The organism is Nocardioides lijunqiniae (assembly GCF_015024225.1).
Taxonomy (GTDB): Bacteria; Actinomycetota; Actinomycetes; order Propionibacteriales; family Nocardioidaceae; genus Nocardioides; species Nocardioides lijunqiniae.
Window position 1 is genome coordinate 64,471 of sequence record NZ_JACJGM010000001.1, and the last position, 17,037, is coordinate 81,507.

The 17,037-nt window shown below is 72.4% G+C and carries 10 protein-coding genes; 6 read left to right on the forward strand and 4 right to left on the reverse strand.

The window, feature by feature from the left end; all coding sequences use genetic code 11:
* The first annotated feature begins 59 nt into the window (after window positions 1-59).
* Window positions 60-953 (forward strand): NmrA family NAD(P)-binding protein, encoded by an 894-nt coding sequence (locus IRQ30_RS00350; RefSeq protein WP_193611103.1) that lies wholly within the window; start codon window positions 60-62, stop codon window positions 951-953.
* A gap of 27 nt (window positions 954-980) precedes the next feature.
* Here IRQ30_RS00350 and IRQ30_RS00355 read toward each other — a convergent pair whose 3' ends face one another.
* Window positions 981-1,301, reverse strand: a complete 321-nt coding sequence (locus IRQ30_RS00355; RefSeq protein WP_193611104.1) for a hypothetical protein — start codon at window positions 1,299-1,301, stop codon at window positions 981-983.
* A gap of 28 nt (window positions 1,302-1,329) precedes the next feature.
* Window positions 1,330-3,657, reverse strand: coding sequence for a DEAD/DEAH box helicase (locus IRQ30_RS00360; protein WP_193611105.1), 2,328 nt, complete (start codon window positions 3,655-3,657; stop codon window positions 1,330-1,332).
* 217 nt (window positions 3,658-3,874) lie between these two features.
* Between IRQ30_RS00360 and IRQ30_RS00365 the strand changes: the two genes are divergently transcribed.
* The 3 genes from IRQ30_RS00365 to IRQ30_RS00375 all read left to right on the forward strand — a co-directional run bounded on the left by IRQ30_RS00365 (window position 3,875) and on the right by IRQ30_RS00375 (window position 8,433).
* A complete protein-coding gene (locus IRQ30_RS00365) occupies window positions 3,875-4,207 on the forward strand; it encodes an anti-sigma factor antagonist (protein ID WP_193606766.1) in 333 nt (110 codons plus the stop codon).
* A gap of 307 nt (window positions 4,208-4,514) precedes the next feature.
* A complete protein-coding gene (locus IRQ30_RS00370; RefSeq protein WP_193611106.1) occupies window positions 4,515-6,860 on the forward strand; it encodes a sodium-translocating pyrophosphatase in 2,346 nt (781 codons plus the stop codon).
* Between the two features lie 109 nt (window positions 6,861-6,969).
* Entirely contained in the window at window positions 6,970-8,433 is a 1,464-nt protein-coding gene (locus tag IRQ30_RS00375) for a N5-glutamine methyltransferase family protein (RefSeq protein ID WP_193611107.1), read from the forward strand.
* A gap of 16 nt (window positions 8,434-8,449) precedes the next feature.
* Here IRQ30_RS00375 and IRQ30_RS00380 read toward each other — a convergent pair whose 3' ends face one another.
* Window positions 8,450-8,803: a DUF1330 domain-containing protein gene (locus IRQ30_RS00380; RefSeq protein ID WP_193611108.1), complete on the reverse strand. Its 354-nt coding sequence runs from the start codon at window positions 8,801-8,803 to the stop codon at window positions 8,450-8,452.
* 110 nt (window positions 8,804-8,913) lie between these two features.
* Here IRQ30_RS00380 and IRQ30_RS00385 point away from each other — a divergent pair, with 110 nt between their 5' ends.
* Window positions 8,914-9,666, forward strand: a complete 753-nt coding sequence (locus IRQ30_RS00385) for a helix-turn-helix domain-containing protein (RefSeq protein ID WP_193611109.1) — start codon at window positions 8,914-8,916, stop codon at window positions 9,664-9,666.
* A 36-nt stretch (window positions 9,667-9,702) separates the two neighbouring features.
* Here IRQ30_RS00385 and IRQ30_RS00390 read toward each other — a convergent pair whose 3' ends face one another.
* Window positions 9,703-14,085 (reverse strand): carboxypeptidase-like regulatory domain-containing protein, encoded by a 4,383-nt coding sequence (locus IRQ30_RS00390; protein ID WP_193611110.1) that lies wholly within the window; start codon window positions 14,083-14,085, stop codon window positions 9,703-9,705.
* A gap of 228 nt (window positions 14,086-14,313) precedes the next feature.
* Here IRQ30_RS00390 and topA point away from each other — a divergent pair, with 228 nt between their 5' ends.
* On the forward strand, window positions 14,314-17,037 hold the full coding sequence (gene topA, locus IRQ30_RS00395) for a type I DNA topoisomerase (protein ID WP_193611111.1): 2,724 nt from the start codon (window positions 14,314-14,316) through the stop codon (window positions 17,035-17,037).

Sequence of the window (17,037 nt, forward strand, 5' to 3'; positions counted from 1 at the left end):
GTTTCCAGTGATATAACGGTGATAACAGTTCAGTGATGCCAACGATATTTGGAGGACCGATGCTCGTCATCACCGGGGCGACCGGACAGCTCGGATCACGCGTCGTCGAGCAGGTGCTCGCGCGGGTCCCCGCCGACACGGTCGGGGTCAGCGTGCGCGACCCGGCCGTCGCCGCCCACCTGGCCGAGCGCGGCGTGCGCGTCCGTGCCGGCGACTTCACCGAGCCGGCCTCGCTGCGCCGTGCCTTCGAGGGCGCATCCCGGGTCCTCGTCGTCTCGGCCGCGATCCGTGGCGACGGGGCGGTGGCGGCCAACCTCGCCGCGATCGACGCCGCGCGCGAGTGCGGCGCGGAGCGGGTGCTCTACACCAGCCACCAGGCCGCGTCGCCCACCTCGCAGTTCCTGCCGCAGCACACCCACGCCGCGACGGAGGACCACCTGGCGAGCGTCGGTCTCCCGTTCACCGCCCTGCGCAACGGCTTCTACGTCAGCACCGTCGAGCACTACCTCGGGGCTGCGGTCGAGACCGGTGTCCTCGAGCTGCCGGAGGACGGTCCCTTCTCCTGGACGCACCACGACGACCTCGCCGAGGCCGCGGCGATCGCCCTGGTCGGAGCGGACGACGCACGCCTGCTCGACGGGGTCACGCCGCCGCTGACCGCGCCGGAGCTCCTCGACTTCGCGGCCGTCGCCGAGGTGGTCGGCGAGGCGCTCGGACGGCCGGTGGCCCACGCCGTCGTCTCCGACGAGGCCTGGAAGGCGGCGGCGGTCGAGCGCGGGATGCCGGCGTTCGCCGCCGACTTCACGCTCGGCCTGTTCCGCGCGGCTCGAGCCGGCGAGTTCGCGGTCGCCGACCCCACACTGGAGACGGTCCTGCGCCGGCCGGCGACCACGGCGCGGTCCGCGATCGCCGCGATGGTCTCCCGCCACCCGGGCGCGGCGACGCGGGGCTAGCGGTCGGGGTCCTCGGGGTCCTCGGGGTCAGGCGTGAGGGCGGTCCCGGTCGTCGCCGTCGAGGTCGCGGCGGCGCTCGGCGTCGGCCCGGTCGAGCTTCTCGTTGAGCTCGTTGAGCTTGTTCGTCTCACGGCGGCGCGCCAGCTGGCGCTTCGCGCCGAACTTGGACACCGAGATGCCGAAGAGGATCGCCACGCCCGCCCCGACCCCGAGCAGGAACAGCAGGAGCGCCCCCACCTCGGTGCCGAGCAGCTCGAGCTTGCCGCCATTGGTCAGCTCGGCGGTGAACACGGCGGCCACGATCAGCAGTGCGCCGCCCGCGACGAGGAGGAGCCCCAGGATCAACATGGGGGGAGGCTACTGGACCGCGGGGGTCTCAGTGCCTTTCCAGCAGGACGTCGAGCAGCCGGGCTGCGCCGACCTTGTCGAGCGGGTTGTTCTGGTTGCCGCACTTGGGCGACTGGATGCACGACGGGCAGCCCTCGGCGCACTCGCAGGACTCGATCGCGTCCCGGGTGGCGGTGAGCCATGCCCGCGCGGCCTCGAACCCCCGCTCGGAGAAGCCGGCCCCGCCGGGATGGCCGTCATAGACGAACACGGTCAGCTGCCCGGTGTCTCCGTGCAGGGCAGTGGACACCCCGCCGATGTCCCAGCGGTCGCAGGTCGCGAAGAGCGGCAGCAGCCCGATGGCGCAGTGCTCGGCGGCGTGGGCGGCTCCCGGCAGGTCGTGGGTGGTCAGGCCGGCTTCGGTGAGCAGGTCGTCGGGCACCGTCCACCACACCGCGGTGGTGCGCAGCGCCCGCTCGGGAAGGTCGAGCAGCTCCTCGCCGATCACCTCGCCGCTGGGTTGGCGGCGCTTGAGGTAGGAGACCACCTGGTGCGACACGTCGACCTCGCCGAGCGAGAGGCGCGAGCGGCCCCAGTCGTCGTGGCGACGCTCCTGGACGATCGTGATGTCGGTGATCTCCCGAGCGGAGGTGGAGTAGCCGGGATCGGCGCGCGACATGACCGCGACGTGCTCGTCGAGGTCGAGGCTCTCCACGAGCCAGGTCTCGCCGCGATGGACGTAGACGGCGCCCTCGTGGGCGGTGCTGTGGACGCGTCCGCCGTCGACCGTGCCGACGACGCGACCGGTCGCGGCCTCGACGAGCTGGACGGGGGACCCGCCCACGGACCGGATGTCGGTGAGGTCGGCCGCCCGGCGCCGGTCGGTCCAGAACCAGCCGCGCGGGCGTCGCCGCAGCAACCCGGCCTGGACGAGCCCCTCGACGACGTCGGGCGCGGTGGCACCGAAGAGCGGGAGGTCCTGCTCGGTCAGCGGGATCTCCTGGGCCGCGGCGCACAGGTGGGGACCCAGGACGTAGGGGTTGTCGGGGTCGAAGACCGTGGCCTCCACCGGGCGCCCGAACAGCGCCTCGGGGTGGTGGACGAGGTAGGTGTCGAGCGGGTCGTCGCGCGCCACCAGGATGCCGAGGGCGTCCTGGGCCCCGCGTCCGGCGCGCCCCACCTGCTGCCACATCGCTGCGCGGGTGCCGGGGAAGCCGGCCATGAGCACGGCGTCCAGCCCGCTGATGTCGATGCCGAGCTCGAGGGCGTTGGTGGCGGCGAGACCCAGCAGCTCGCCCTCGCGCAGGGAGCGCTCGAGGGCGCGGCGCTCCTCGGGGAGGTAGCCGCCGCGGTAGGCGGCGACGCGCCCGGGCAGGGACGGGTCCACCTCGGCGAGGAGGTCGGCCGCCGTGAGGGCGACCTGCTCGGCCCCCCGCCGCGACCGCACGAAGGCGAGGGTGCGGACGTCCTCGGCCACGAGGTCGGCCAGCAGGTCGGCGCACTCCGACGACGCGGCGCGCCGCACCGGGGCGCCGTTCTCCCCGGAGTAGGAGGTGAAGGGCGGCTCCCACAGGGCGAGAGAGACCTCGCCCCGGGGCGAGCCGTCGTCGGTCACCGCGCGCACGGGCAGGCCGGTGAGCCGACCGGCCGCGGTGGCGGGCTCGGCCACGGTGGCCGAGGCCAGCACGAACGTCGGGTCGGCGCCGTAGTGGGCGCAGATGCGCCGCAGTCGCCGCAGGACCTGGCTCACGTGGGCGCCGAAGACGCCGCGGTAGTGGTGGCACTCGTCGACCACGACGTAGCGCAGGGAGCCGAGGAACGACGACCACCGGGCGTGGCCGGGCAGCAGCGAGCGGTGCAGCATGTCGGGGTTGGACAGGACGTACTCGGCGTGGTCGCGGGCCCAGTCGCGCTGGTCGCGGCTGCTGTCGCCGTCGTGGGTCGTCACCCGGACGTCGAGGCCCAACGAGGTGATGCCGGTGAGCTGGTCCTGGGCGAGCGCCTTGGTGGGCGCGAGGTAGAGCACGGTCGCGCCCCGCTGGCCGCGGCTCCCGCGCGAGCGGCGTACGGCGGTCAGGGCCGGCAGCTGGTAGGCCAGCGACTTGCCCGACGCCGTGCCGGTGGAGAGCACGACGTGCTCGCCGGCGTGGGCCGCGTCGGCCGCCTCCACCTGGTGGCGCCAGGGCCGCGCCACGCCGCGGGCCTCGAACGCCGCGCGCACGTCGTCGGCCGCCCACGCCGGCCACTCCGCGGACACGGCGACGCGCGCGGGCAGGGTCTCGAGGTGGGTGAGCCGGTCCTCGCGACCGGGGACGTCGGCCAGTCGGCGCAGTCGCTCGGATCCGCTGCGCGCGCGGGACGAGGCGGTCGAGGTCACCCGTCCAGTGTCGCAAAGACCACCGACACCGCAGCGAGACCGGGCGCCCCACGACGGCGCCGGATGGTGCTCCGGAGCCCGATCCGGGGGTCGGTCTAGAAACGACTCTTTACTTCTTTGTGCAGGTCGGCGGTCGGCGTGGTTTCATATTCCTGGCCGAGTGTCGGGGAGGCCGCCCGATCTTGGTGTCTGCATACGGTGCCTTCTGGGAGAGAACGTGGATCTGACTCTTGACACGCGCGAGGTCGGTGGTCGCACCATCGTGGCCGTCGGCGGCGAGATCGACGTCTACACGGCCCCCAAGCTGCGCGACCGCATCACCGAGCTGGTCGCCGACGGCGTCTACGACCTGGTGATCGACATGGAGGGCGTCGAGTTCCTCGACTCCACCGGCCTGGGCGTCCTCGTCGGCGGTCTCAAGAAGGTCCGCGCCCACGACGGCTCGCTCCAGCTGGTCTGCAACCAGGACCGACTGCTGAAGATCTTCCGCATCACCGGCCTCGCCAAGGTCTTCGTGATCCACGAGTCCGCCGAGGCCGCGCTCGCCTGACCGGCCCCGGCGTCGCGACGCCGCGCGCCTCGATGAGTTTCACCGGGTACCCGGTGAAACTCACGCTCCCCGCACGAAGCTTCGTGCCGGAAGCATGAGTTTCTTGCGGGCAGTGGGGCGCCCGGGGCCGAGGACGTGCCCCTCCCGACGGCCGCCGTCGCACCCCCGGCGCCGGTGCTCGTCCTCCTGCGAGTGGCGTGTCTCACACCTCATCCCCCTGAGAGCGCCCCGCGTGCGTAGACTCCGGCACGTTCCGTGACCTGAGCCACATCGTCGGCTCGTACTGATCTCTCGCAGGAGGACGCACATGGCCGGGATTCATCCCGCTGTCGTGGAGCTTTCCGGCGGCAACCTCGTCCTGGTCATCGTCGTCGCCCTCATCGCGCTCGGCGCGTTGGGCATGGCGTTCATGTTCCGCCAGGAAGTGCTTGCTGCCGGTGAAGGCACCGACAACATGAAGAACATCGCCCAGGCCATCCAGGAGGGCGCCAACGCCTACCTGACCCGGCAGTTCCGCACGCTCGCGATCTTCGCCGCCATCGCGTTCTTCGCGCTGCTGGCGCTGCCCGCGGACGACGTGGCGGTCCGCATCGGGCGGTCGATCTTCTTCCTCGCCGGGGCCGGCTTCTCGGCCGCGGTGGGCTACCTCGGCATGAACCTCGCCGTGCGTGCCAACCTCCGCGTCGCCGCCGCGGCCAACGAGCCCGGCGGGCGCGAGCCCGCCATGACGATCGGCCTGCGCACGGGCGCCATGGTGGGCATGCTCACCGTCGGCCTCGGGCTGCTCGGCGCCAGCGTCGTCGTCCTGCTCTTCAAGGACGAGGCCGCCCACGTGCTCGAGGGCTTCGGCTTCGGCGCCGCGCTGCTCGCCATGTTCATGCGCGTCGGCGGCGGCATCTTCACCAAGGCCGCCGACGTCGGCGCCGACCTGGTCGGCAAGGTCGAGCAGAACATCCCCGAGGACGACCCGCGCAACGCCGCAACCATCGCCGACAACGTCGGTGACAACGTCGGTGACTGCGCCGGCATGGCCGCCGACCTCTTCGAGTCGTACGCCGTCACGCTGGTCGCCGCGCTGATCCTCGGCTCGCAGGCCTTCGGCGACGCCGGCTTGGTCTACCCGCTGCTGATCCCCGCCATCGGCGCGCTGACCGCCGTCGCGGGCGTCTACCTCACCAAGCCCAAGGCCGGCGAGAACGGCCTGACGACCATCAACCGGGCGTTCTACATCACCGCCGGGGTCGCGGCGCTCGCCTCCGTGGTCCTGTCGTTCGTCTACCTCCCGGGCAGCTTCGCCGACTTCGACAACATCCAGGGCACCGACATGGCCGGCGCCGAGGGCGACCCGCGCGTCATCGCCTCGCTCGCGGTCGTCATCGGCATCGTCATGGCCGCCGGCATCCTGGCCCTCACGGGCTACTTCACCGGCACCGAGTACAAGCCGGTCAAGGACGTCGGCAAGACCTCGCTCACCGGCGCGGCCACCGTCATCCTGTCGGGCCTCTCGGTCGGCTTCGAGTCGGCCGTCTACACGACGCTCGTCATCGGGGCCGCGGTGTTCGGCGCCTACCTCCTCGGCGGCGCGACCCTCACGGTCTCGCTGTTCGCGGTCGCGCTCGCCGGCTGCGGCCTGCTGACCACGGTCGGCGTCATCGTCGCCATGGACACCTTCGGCCCGGTCTCCGACAACGCCCAGGGCGTCGCGGAGATGTCCGGCGACGTCAGCCCCGAGGGCGCCCAGATCCTCACCGAGCTCGACGCGGTCGGCAACACGACGAAGGCCATCACCAAGGGCATCGCCATCGCCACGGCGGTGCTCGCGGCCACGGCCCTCTTCGGCTCCTACGCGACCTCGGTCGCCGAGGCCGTCGAGGACGCCAACATCGCCAGCGACGAGTTCCTGAGCTTCCAGGTCTTCGACCCGGCGGTCCTGGTCGGCATCCTGCTCGGCGCGGCCGTGGTGTTCCTCTTCTCCGGCCTCGCGATCAACGCCGTGGCCCGGGCCGCCGGCGCGGTGGTCTACGAGGTGCGCCGCCAGTTCCGCGAGATCCCCGGGATCATGGAGGGCACCGGCCGACCGGAGTACGGCAAGGTCGTCGACATCGTCACCAAGGACTCGCTGCGCGAGCTCGTGACGCCCGGCATCCTGGCGGTGCTCGCCCCGATCGCGGTGGGCTTCGGTCTCGGCGTGACGGCGCTGGCCGGCTTCCTGGCCGGTGCCATCGGCACCGGCACGCTGATGGCGGTCTTCCTGGCCAACGCCGGTGGAGCCTGGGACAACGCCAAGAAGCTCGTCGAGGACGGCAACCACGGCGGCAAGGGCTCCTCGGCCCACGAGGCCACGATCATCGGCGACACCGTCGGCGACCCGTTCAAGGACACCGCCGGCCCGGCCATCAACCCGTTGATCAAGGTGATGAACCTGGTCTCGCTGCTGATCGCCAGCGCGGTGGTCTCCCTCAGCGTCGGTGAGGACCAGAACGACGCCGCCCGGATCGTGATCGCCCTGGTGGCGACCGCGATCATCGTCGGCGCGGTCTACGTGTCCAAGCAGCGCGAGTCCGTGATGGGCGACGACGCCGGCACCCCGCCGACGGCGCCCCCCACCCAGCCGATCGTCACGGACCCCACCAGGCCCACGCCGACCGTCTGAGACACCCGCAGCACCGCTCGTCCCGCTGACCCGCCCGAGACCCTCGGGCGGGTCAGCGGCTTTCCGAGCGCGTCGCCCACGGCTGCTCGGCGGGTGGAAGGATGCTCGGATGCCGTCCTCCCTCGACTTCACCGCCCCGCTGCGCGACTCGCTCGAGCGGGCCGGCTTCACCTACGACGGCGTCGCCGACCTGCTGGGACGCGAGGCGCACGACGCCCTCATGCGCAACGAGACGACCCCCGGCCGGCGGCGTACGACGGGCGGCAGCCCGGCCGAGACGCTGGTGCGCCTGTTCCTGCTGCAGGTGCCGGTGCCGCTGGCCGACGCCGAGCGGGCCCTGCCCGGCCAGGTCGACCGCCTGGCCGCCGAGGGCCTGCTCGCGCAGAGCGTGAGCGAGGTCGCGGCCCGCCTCGACATCCGCCCGTACGCCGCCGACGACACCGACCTGTGGGTCGTCAGCGACCTGACGCCCGGCCTGGACGGCGGACCGCAGCGCGTCGGCGCCGACCACGTGCTCGGCATCAGCGGCGCCTCGTCCTCGCTGGCGCAGCTCACGCTGCGCCGCCCCGTGGCCCGCTCGCTCGACCTCGGCACCGGCTGCGGCGTCCAGGCGCTGCACCTGGCCGGCCACAGCGACCGCGTGGTCGCCACCGACGTCAACGCCCGGGCGCTGCGCCTGACCCGCCTCAACGCCGCGCTCAACGGCGTCGCCGACCGGGTCGAGGTGCGCGACGGCTCCTACTTCGAGCCGGTGGCCGGGGAGCGCTTCGACCTGATCGCCACCAACCCGCCGTTCGTGATCTCGCCCGGCACCGGCGAGCGCCTCGTCTACCGCGACTCCGGGCTGCCCGGCGACCGCGTCGTCGAGGACATCGTCCGCGCGGCGCCGGACCACCTCACCGAGGGCGGCTGGTGCCAGGTCCTGGCCAACTGGGTGATCGCGCGCGACCAGCCCTGGGACGAGCGGCTCGCCGGCTGGCTGGCCGGCGACTGCGACGCGCTCGTGGTGCAGCGCGAGGTGCTCGACCCGGCGGCCTACGTCGAGCTGTGGCTCAAGGACGCCGGGCTGCACGGCGCGCCCGACTACCTCGACCGCTACGACACCTGGCTGTCGTGGTTCGACGACCAGGGCGTCGAGGCGATCGGCTTCGGCTGGGTCAACCTGCGGGCGACGGGCGGCGGTGACGTGGTGACGGACATGCTCGAGTGGCCCTACGACGTCGAGCAGCCCATCGCCCCCGCCATCGGGGCCTGGGGCGAGACCGTGCGGGCGGACGTCGGCCTCGACAGCCTGCTGGTCACGCGCGAGGACGTGCGCCAGGAGACCGTCGGGCCGGTCGGCGTCGAGGACCCCGAGGCGATCGTGCTGCGCCAGCAGCGCGGCCTGCGCCGCGCGCGGCAGGCCGACACCGTCGAGGCCGCGCTGGTCGGCGCCTGCGACGGCGACCTCACGCTGGGCCAGATCCTCGACGCCGTCGCCCAGCTGACCGGGGCCGACGCCGACCAGGTGCGCACGACGTACCTCCCCGTCGCGCGCGACCTGGTCCGCGAGGGCTTCCTCGACCTCGCGTGAGGCCGCCGGCGCGACCTCACGCCTCCGCGAGGAGCTCGGCGAGCTTGTCGGTGGCCTGGTAGCCCGTCGGCACACCGTCGACGATGCAGGCGATGGACTGCGAGTGCTCGACGCGCAGGGGGAGGATCTCCTGGTAGGCGGGGGAGTCGTACCACTGCTGCGCGGCGGCGCGGTCGGGGAACGCGATGACGACGAGGTCGCCGTCCCAGGTCCCCTCGATGCCGGTGACGGGTCCGCCGTGCACCAGGAAGCGTCCGCCGTACGGCGCGAGCGTGGCGTCGATCCGGCCGATGTAGTCGATGATCTCCGCGCCGAGGTCGACCTCGCGCAGGTAGGCGAGGGCGTAGGCGGGGACGGGGGTCGTGGTCATGTCGGGCTCCTTCGTCGGGATGGGAGGCCCACTCCACCGCGCGGCGCGACGCAGGTCGATGACCTCCGAGGTCATGGGCCCCGTGACGTCGCCTCGCTAGCGTGACGGCCATGAGCGACTCCCCGGGCGGCCTGCTGCGCGAGTGGCGGCGGCGTCGCAACCTGTCCCAGATGGAGCTGGCCCACCGGTGCGGGGTCTCCACCCGCCACGTGAGCTTCATCGAGACCGGTCGGTCGCGGCCGACGAGCTCGATGATCCTGCGCCTGTGCGACCAGCTGGCCGTGCCGCTGCGCGAGCAGAACCACGTCCTGCTCGCCGGCGGCTACGCCCCGGCCCACCCGGAGCACGGCCTGGCCGACCCGCCGATGGCGGAGGTGGCGGCCGCCGTCGAGGGCATCCTCACCGCGCACCTGCCCTACCCCGCGCTCGTCGTGGACCCCGGCTGGGACCTGGTGAGCGCCAACGACGCGGTCTACGCGCTGCTCGACGGCGTCGCCGCGAGGCTGCTCGAGCCGCCCGTCAACGTCGTACGCCTGAGCCTGGAGCCCGACGGGCTGGCGCCCCGGATCCGCAACCTCGACGAGTGGCGCGCGCACCTGCTGGCGCGCCTGCGCCGCGAGTACGACGCCAGCCGCGACGAGCGGATCGCGACGCTGCTCGAGGACCTCGACGTGCCGGGGCCGGCACCCGTGGCCTCACCCGGACTCGTGGTCCCGCTCGTGCTTGCCACCGGTGACGCCGAGCTGCACCTGCTCTCGACGACGACCGTCTTCGGGACCCCGCGCGAGGTCACCCTGAGCGAGCTGGCGATCGAGGCGTTCTACCCCGCGGACGACGCGACCCGGCAGCTCCTCGCACGGTGACGAGGGGCTGCCGGGTCGGCGCACGCCCAGGAGCGGTCAGAGCTTGATCTTCACGACCTTCTTGGAGCCCGCCACGGTGGCCGTGCCGGCGTAGACGATCGTCAGCTTGTGCTTGCCCTTCTTGAGCTTGAGCTTGATCACGACGACGCCCTTCTTCTTGGCGACGATGACCCCCTTGCCCACGACCTTCTTGCCCTTGAGGACCGTGATCTTGCCGGTCGGCTTGGGCACGCCGGGCGCCTTGACGGTGACGGTGAACGTGCCCTTCCTGACCACGCCGCCGACGGTCGAGGCCGCCTTCGCCACGACGACCGCCCGGCTCGTGAAGACCGCCGAGGCGCGCATCCCGTCGGGGTCCTCGATGGTGATCCGGTAGGTCAGCCTCTTCGAGACCGCCGCGGCCGGGACGCGGAACTTCTGGCCGTAGTCGCCGTCGGAGTAGTCGTCGGCCGGCCTCCCGTCCAGGAACCACTCGATGATCGTCGAGTCGCGGTAGGCGGCGCCACCGAAGTTGGGGCTCCAGGTGCCGTAGGAGGTCGTGACGACCTGGCCGACGGCGACCCTGCCGGTCAGCGCCGGGGCCTTGACCAGCGTGGGCGCCGGCAGCTGCATCGCGACGTCCTCGATGACCCCGCCGGGGATCTCCAGGCCGGGGGCGGTGATGCTGCCGTTGGCGGCGACGGTCACGACGACCGGCTTCGACGGGTCGTCGAAGTTGATCAGGAACGCCGTCTGGAGGCCGGCCCTGCTGAACCTCAGCTGGTAGCGGCCGGCCTTGACCGGGACCTCGTACTCCCCGTCGGGCAGGCTCGCCCCGTCGGCGTCGACCCCGGTGGTGCCGGTGGCGGCGTTGGCGGCCGGGGTGCCCAGGACGGGCACCGCGGCGACGGTCACGCCGTTGAGCGGGTCGTAGGACCCGTTGGCGGCGTTGGACACCGTGCCCTTGAGGTCGAACGTCGTGTCCGAGGCGACGACGCTCATCTCGACGCTGGCGAGCGGGAGGGTCACGCCCTCGTCGTCGACCTGCACCTGGCCGCCGGTGCGGACCTTCACCTCCCTCGCGGTCGCGCCGCCGAAGAAGGTCTGCTTGTACGTCGGCGCCGCCACCACGTTGTCGGTGAACTGCAGCGTGTAGGTGCCGACCTTCAGCGACAGCGTGTAGTTGCCGACGGTGCCGACGGCGCTGCTGGTCGTGGTCGTGGCGACCGCGGTGGCCTCGCCCACGGGGAACGCCTGCACCGTGATCCCGCCGATGCCCGCCTGCGCCTCGGTGACGACCTTGCCGGTGACCGGGTGCGTGGTGGTGTTGGTGAGCACCTGCGCCTCGAGGCCGTCGGCGGGCACGGGGGACGTGACCGGGTCGGTCGTGCGCACGTACGTCATCGTCCCGTCGGCCGCGACGCGGACGACCGCCCGCTCGGTGCCCTCCTCGCCGTCGGGGTCGAGGTAGTAGGTCTTGGCGTAGCCGCCGGTGCCGGGCTTCTCGAAGCTCACCTGGTAGGTGCCCGGGACCAGGCCCAGCTCGAACTCGCCGTCGGCGCCGCTGGTCACCTGGTCGGACGCGCCGCTGCCCGCCTGCGGCTCCGCCCTGACGGTGACGCCGGGCAGGCCCTCGTAGTTGGCGTCGACGACGCTGCCGGGCAGCGGGTACTCGTCGGCCCCTGAGGCCGCGGTCATGACCGTGTCCTGGAGCCCGGTGATCTCGTCGCCGTCGACGTAGAGCCGGCCGGCCTGGCCCACCTGCACCGCGGTGCCGGTGGCGTCGGTGCTGCTGCCGTAGTAGCGCACCTTGTACGTCGTGGTGCCCACCGTCCCGCTGAACTTCAGGGTGTAGGTGCCGATCGGCAGCTGGGTCGTGTAGCGACCGGTGCTGCTCGTCGTCAGCGAGGGCCCCACCGGCTCGTCCTCGCCGTCGCGGTAGACCGTCACCGAGATGCCCGGCAGCGCCGTGGTGCCGTCGGTGACTTTGCCGCTGAGCTCGTAGCTCAGCCGGCCCGCCAGCGTGGTCGGCTCCAGGACGCGTCCGAGGACCTCGGTCCCGCCCACGTAGACCCGGCCGTTGGCGTCGACGGTGACCGTGACGGCGGTGTCGCCGTCGTGGGTGTAGGACGCCGCGTCGAAGGCGCTGCTCTGGGTGAAGGAGATGTCGTAGGAGCCCGGCTCGAGCGCCAGGTGGTAGGCCCCGGCCTCGCCGGGCTGACCCTGCGCGTCCTGGCCTGAGACCGCGCTCGCGTCCTGGTCCTCGGGCGTGGTGCCGGAGGACTCCGCGACGACGGCGATGCCGTCGATCGGCGCGTTGATGGCGTCCACGACCGAGCCGGTGACGTCGAACGTCGCGTCGGCCGGCACCGCGCGCACGGTCACCGCCGGCAGGGTGGTGACCGTCTCGTCGGCGTAGGTGATGACGCCGTCCTGCCCGAGCTTGACCGGGCTGCCGGTCGGTCCCTCGCCGAGCCAGGTGACCTGGTAGGCGGTGCCGACCCCGTCCTCGTCGGTGAAGCGCAGCACGTAGGTGCCGATGCGCAGCGACGGGACGGTGTAGGCGCCCTGGGCGCCCGAGGTGACGGCGGGCGCCGCGGGGGTGTCGGTCTCGCCGTCGAGGTAGGCCGTGACGGTGATGCCGGCCAGGCCGGCGCCGCCCTCGCCGACGACGGTGCCGGTGAGAGCGTGCTCGGCCTTGCTCACGAGCTCGAAGGGCTCGAGCAGGCCGCCCGTGATCTCCTGGCCGTCGACGCGGACGAGGCCGGTGTCGGTGACCTGGACCGTGGAGACGTCGCCGTCGTCGGAGAGCGTCTGGCCCTCGAACTCGTCGCCGCCCGCGACGGAGATCTCGTAGGTGCCGGCCTCGAGCAGCAGCCGGTAGCCGCCGCTGTCGCCGCTCGCCGGCTCGACCGCGGTCTCGGTGGTCTCGGCCTGGTCGGCGGGGGTGGGCGCGATCGGGTCGGCGCTGACCGTGAGTCCGTCGATGCCGTCGCCGTTCGCGTCGGTGACGAAGCCGCTGACGGCGTACGTCGCGTCGGCCGGAGGCAGCGCCATGGAGATCTGGGGGACGGCGGTGACGGTGGCGCTGGCGTAGGTCAGGACGCCGGCCTGGCCGACCTTGAACGGAGCGGGGGTCTCGCCGCCGAGCCAGGTCCGCACGTACGACGTGCCGTCGTCGACGCGGTCGGAGAACTCCAGGTCGTAGGTGCCGACCGGCAGCGTCAGCGCGTAGTTGCCGTCCTCGACGGTGAGGGTCTCCTTGACGACCTCCGACGGGTCGCCGGCGGGGTAGGCCCGCACGGTGATGCCTGCGAGGCCCGTGGAGCCGGCGGCGGTCACGACCCGCCCGGTCACGGAGTACGAGATGCTCTGCAGCACGGTGGCGTTGAGCCGGTTGTCGCTCAGCTCCTCGGCCGGGGTCACGGTGAGGGTGCCCGTGGCGCCGACGGTGACCGTGGCCGGCGTCGTGCCGCCGTCACCGGTGTAGGGCGTGGACGGGAAGCCGCTGCCGGAGAAGCTCACGCGGTAGTCGCCGGGGGGCACGTCGACGCTGTAGCCGCCCTCGGCGTCCGTCGTGCCGGTCACCGCGTCGCCGCCCGCGACGGGGGTGACGGCGACCTGAAGCCCGCTGATCGGGTCGTCGTTGGCGTCCAGCACCTCGCCCGCCACGGGGTAGACCGCGTCGGCGGGGACGGGCGCGAGCACGACCGTGCAGAGGCTGGCGCAGCCGGTCGCGGCGCCGTCGGCCAGCAGGGCGCCGGAGGCGTCGACCGTGATCTCGACGGCGTCGCCGGGGCCGCCGTCGTAGGAAGTGGGGAGGTAGTCCTCGCCCGGGTCGGCGTAGTCGATCGTGTAGGTGCCGCTGGGCAGGTCCAGCGCGTAGACACCGGTGGCGTTGGTGATCGCGGTGTCGGTGTCGGCGTCGGGGTTGCTCACCGGGTGGGCGGCCACGGCGATGCCGGCCAGGGGGGCGTTGCCGGGGTTCGTCACGGCACCGCTGACCGGGTGCTTGGTGGTGGAGGTGAGGGCCACGTCGTCCAGCAGGTTGTCCTCGAGCGGCACGCCGCCCGCGGAGATGTCGCCCTGCGCGTCGACGACCAGGGTGACCCCGGCGCCGCCGCCGTAGCGGACGGTCTCGAAGCCCGCCTTGGCGTATCCCAGCCGGTAGCTGCCGGCCGTGAGGGTGAGGCCGTAGGCGCCGTCGGCGTCCGTGCTCGTCGTGGGTCCGGCCGTGGTGAAGCCCGGTGCCGGGTACGCCGTCACGGTCACGCCCGCGAGCGGCTCGCCACCGTCGTCCACGACGGTGCCCTCGGCGACGTTCGCCGCGGCGTGCGCGGGAGCGGCGCCCAGAAGCTGCGCGACCGGCAGGACGAGGAGCATCGCCAGCAGGGCGACGACGAGGCGGGACAGGCGCGACGGTGCGGCGCTGAGAGACATGGTGATCCTCTGGTGAGGGGCGACGGTGCTGCACGGGCTGCGGCACCTGCCCGAAGAGGGAGCGCGCACCCTCGATAGTGACCTACCGGCGCACTCCGTGTGGGCGCTTCGCGCGAACTGCCGCGAGGCGTCGAGGGCGGCCGGATCGGGGGCACGCGCTACCGTGACTGGCCGTGGGCCCCTCTCGGCTCTCGGAACGCACGGTGAACGCAGGAAGAAAGAGCAGCAGTGGCACACAAGTTGGTGATCGTCGAGTCCCCGGCGAAGGCCCGCACCATCGGCGGGTACCTCGGCGACGGCTACGTCGTGGAGTCCTCGATCGGTCACATCCGCGACCTGCCCAACAACGCCGCCGACACCCCGGCCAAGATCAAGGACAAGCCCTGGGGCCGGCTGGCCGTCGACGTCGACAACGGCTTCACGCCCTACTACGTGGTGCCGCGCGACAAGAAGTCGCACATCTCCAAGCTGAAGAGCCTGCTCAAGGACGCCGACGAGCTCTACCTCGCGACCGACGAGGACCGCGAGGGCGAGGCCATCGCCTGGCACCTCCTCGACGAGCTCAAGCCCAAGGGCATCCCGGTGCACCGGATGGTGTTCCACGAGATCACCAAGGCCGCGATCCTCGCCGCCGTGGAGAACCCGCGCGAGATCAACGACGACCTCGTCGAGGCCCAGGAGGCGCGCCGCATCCTGGACCGCCTCTACGGCTACGAGGTCTCGCCCGTGCTGTGGAAGAAGGTCATGTCCGGCCTGTCCGCCGGGCGCGTCCAGTCCGTCGCCACCCGCCTGGTCGTCGACCGCGAGCGCGAGCGGATGCGCTTCCGCATGGCGTCGTACTGGGACCTCGAGGGCACCTTCGACGCCGGCTCCCGGCACGAGCAGCGGATGTTCCCCGCCAAGCTGCACTCCCTCGACGGCACCCGCGTCGCCCGCGGCTCCGACTTCGGCCAGGACGGCCTGCTCAAGGACGCCGCCAAGGTCGTCCACGTCGACCGCGCGCGCGCCGAGGCCCTGGTCTCCTCGCTCGCCGACTCGACCTACGGCGTGCGCTCGGTGGAGTCCAAGCCCTACAAGCGCTCGCCCTACGCGCCGTTCCGTACCACCACGCTCCAGCAGGAGGCCGGCCGCAAGCTCGGCATGAGCGCCTCGGTCGCGATGTCGGTGGCGCAGCGCCTGTACGAGAACGGCTTCATCACCTACATGCGCACCGACTCCACCACGCTGTCCGGCGGCGCCATCGAGGCCGCCCGGACGCAGGTGCGCGAGCTCTACGGCGCCGACTACGTCCCCGACGCGCCGCGCACCTACACCTCCAAGGTCAAGAACGCCCAGGAGGCGCACGAGGCGATCCGCCCTGCCGGCGAGTCCTTCCGCACCCCCGCGCAGACCGGCCTGACCGGCGAGCAGTTCCGTCTGTACGAGCTGATCTGGATGCGCACCGTCGCCTCGCAGATGAAGGACGCCGTCGGCCAGTCGGTCTCCGTGCGGCTGGGTGGCACCGCCGCCACCGGCGAGGACGTCGTGTTCGCCGCGAGCGGTCGCGTCATCACCTTCCACGGCTTCCTGAAGGCCTACGTCGAGGGCACCGACGAGGGCGCGGCCAAGGACGACGCGGAGACCCGGCTGCCCGCGCTGAGCGAGGGCGACGCGGTCAGCGCCGCGTCGATCGCGGCCAACGGTCACGAGACCAAGCCGCCGGCGCGCTACACCGAGGCCACGCTGATCAAGGAGCTCGAGGAGCGCGAGATCGGCCGCCCCTCGACGTACGCCTCGATCATCGGCACCATCCTCAACCGCGGCTACGTCTACAAGAAGGGCACCGCGCTGGTCCCGGCGTGGCTGGCCTTCAGCGTCACCCGGCTGCTGGAGGAGCACTTCCCGCGCCAGGTGTCCTACGAGTTCACCGCCACGATGGAGACCGTCCTCGACGACATCGCCGGCGGCCGCAAGGACCGGGTCTCCGAGCTCGGCGAGTTCTACTACGGCTCCGACGACGTCAAGGGGCTGCACGCCCTGGTCCACGAGCTCGGCGACATCGACGCCCGCGAGCTGGCGACGTTCCCGATCGGCGACCCCGAGCTCGGGATCAACCTGCGGGTGGGTCGCTACGGCCCCTACCTCGAGGGCCCCGACGACGAGGGCAACCCGGTGGGCAAGCGCGCCAACGTGCCCGACGACCTGCCGCCGGACGAGCTGACGGCCGAGAAGGCCAAGGAGCTCTTCGCCAACCCGGCGGGCGAGGAGATCGAGCTCGGCGCGCACCCCGAGACGGGCCTGCGCGTCGTGGCGAAGAACGGCCGCTACGGCCCTTACGTCACCGAGGACCTCCCCGAGGACGCGAAGAAGAACGACAAGCCGCGCACCGGCTCGCTCTTCAAGTCGATGTCGCTGGACACGATCTCCCTCGACGACGCGGTCAAGCTGCTGTCGCTGCCCCGCGTGGTGGGCGCCGCCGAGGACGGCGAGGAGATCACCGCGCAGAACGGTCGCTACGGCCCCTACCTCAAGAAGGGCACCGACTCGCGCTCGCTCACCAGCGAGGACCAGCTGCTCACGATCGGCCTCGACGAGGCGCTGAAGATCTACGCCCAGCCCAAGCAGCGGGGCCGCGCGGCCGCGGCGCCGCCGCTCAAGGAGCTCGGAAACGACCCGGTCTCCGGGCAGCCGGTCGTGGTGAAGTCGGGCCGCTTCGGCGACTACGTCACCGACGGCGAGTACAACGCCACGCTGCGCAAGGACGACACGGTCGAGTCCATCACCATCGAGCGCGCCGCCGAGCTGCTGGCCGAGCGTCGCGAGCGCGGCCCGGCCAAGAAGGCGGCCAAGAAGGGCGCGAAGAAGGCGCCCGCCAAGAAGGCCGCCACCAAGAAGGCGGCGACCAAGAAGGCCCCCGCGAAGAAGGCGGCGGCCAAGAAGACGGCCGTGAAGAAGGCGGCCAAGAAGTCCTGA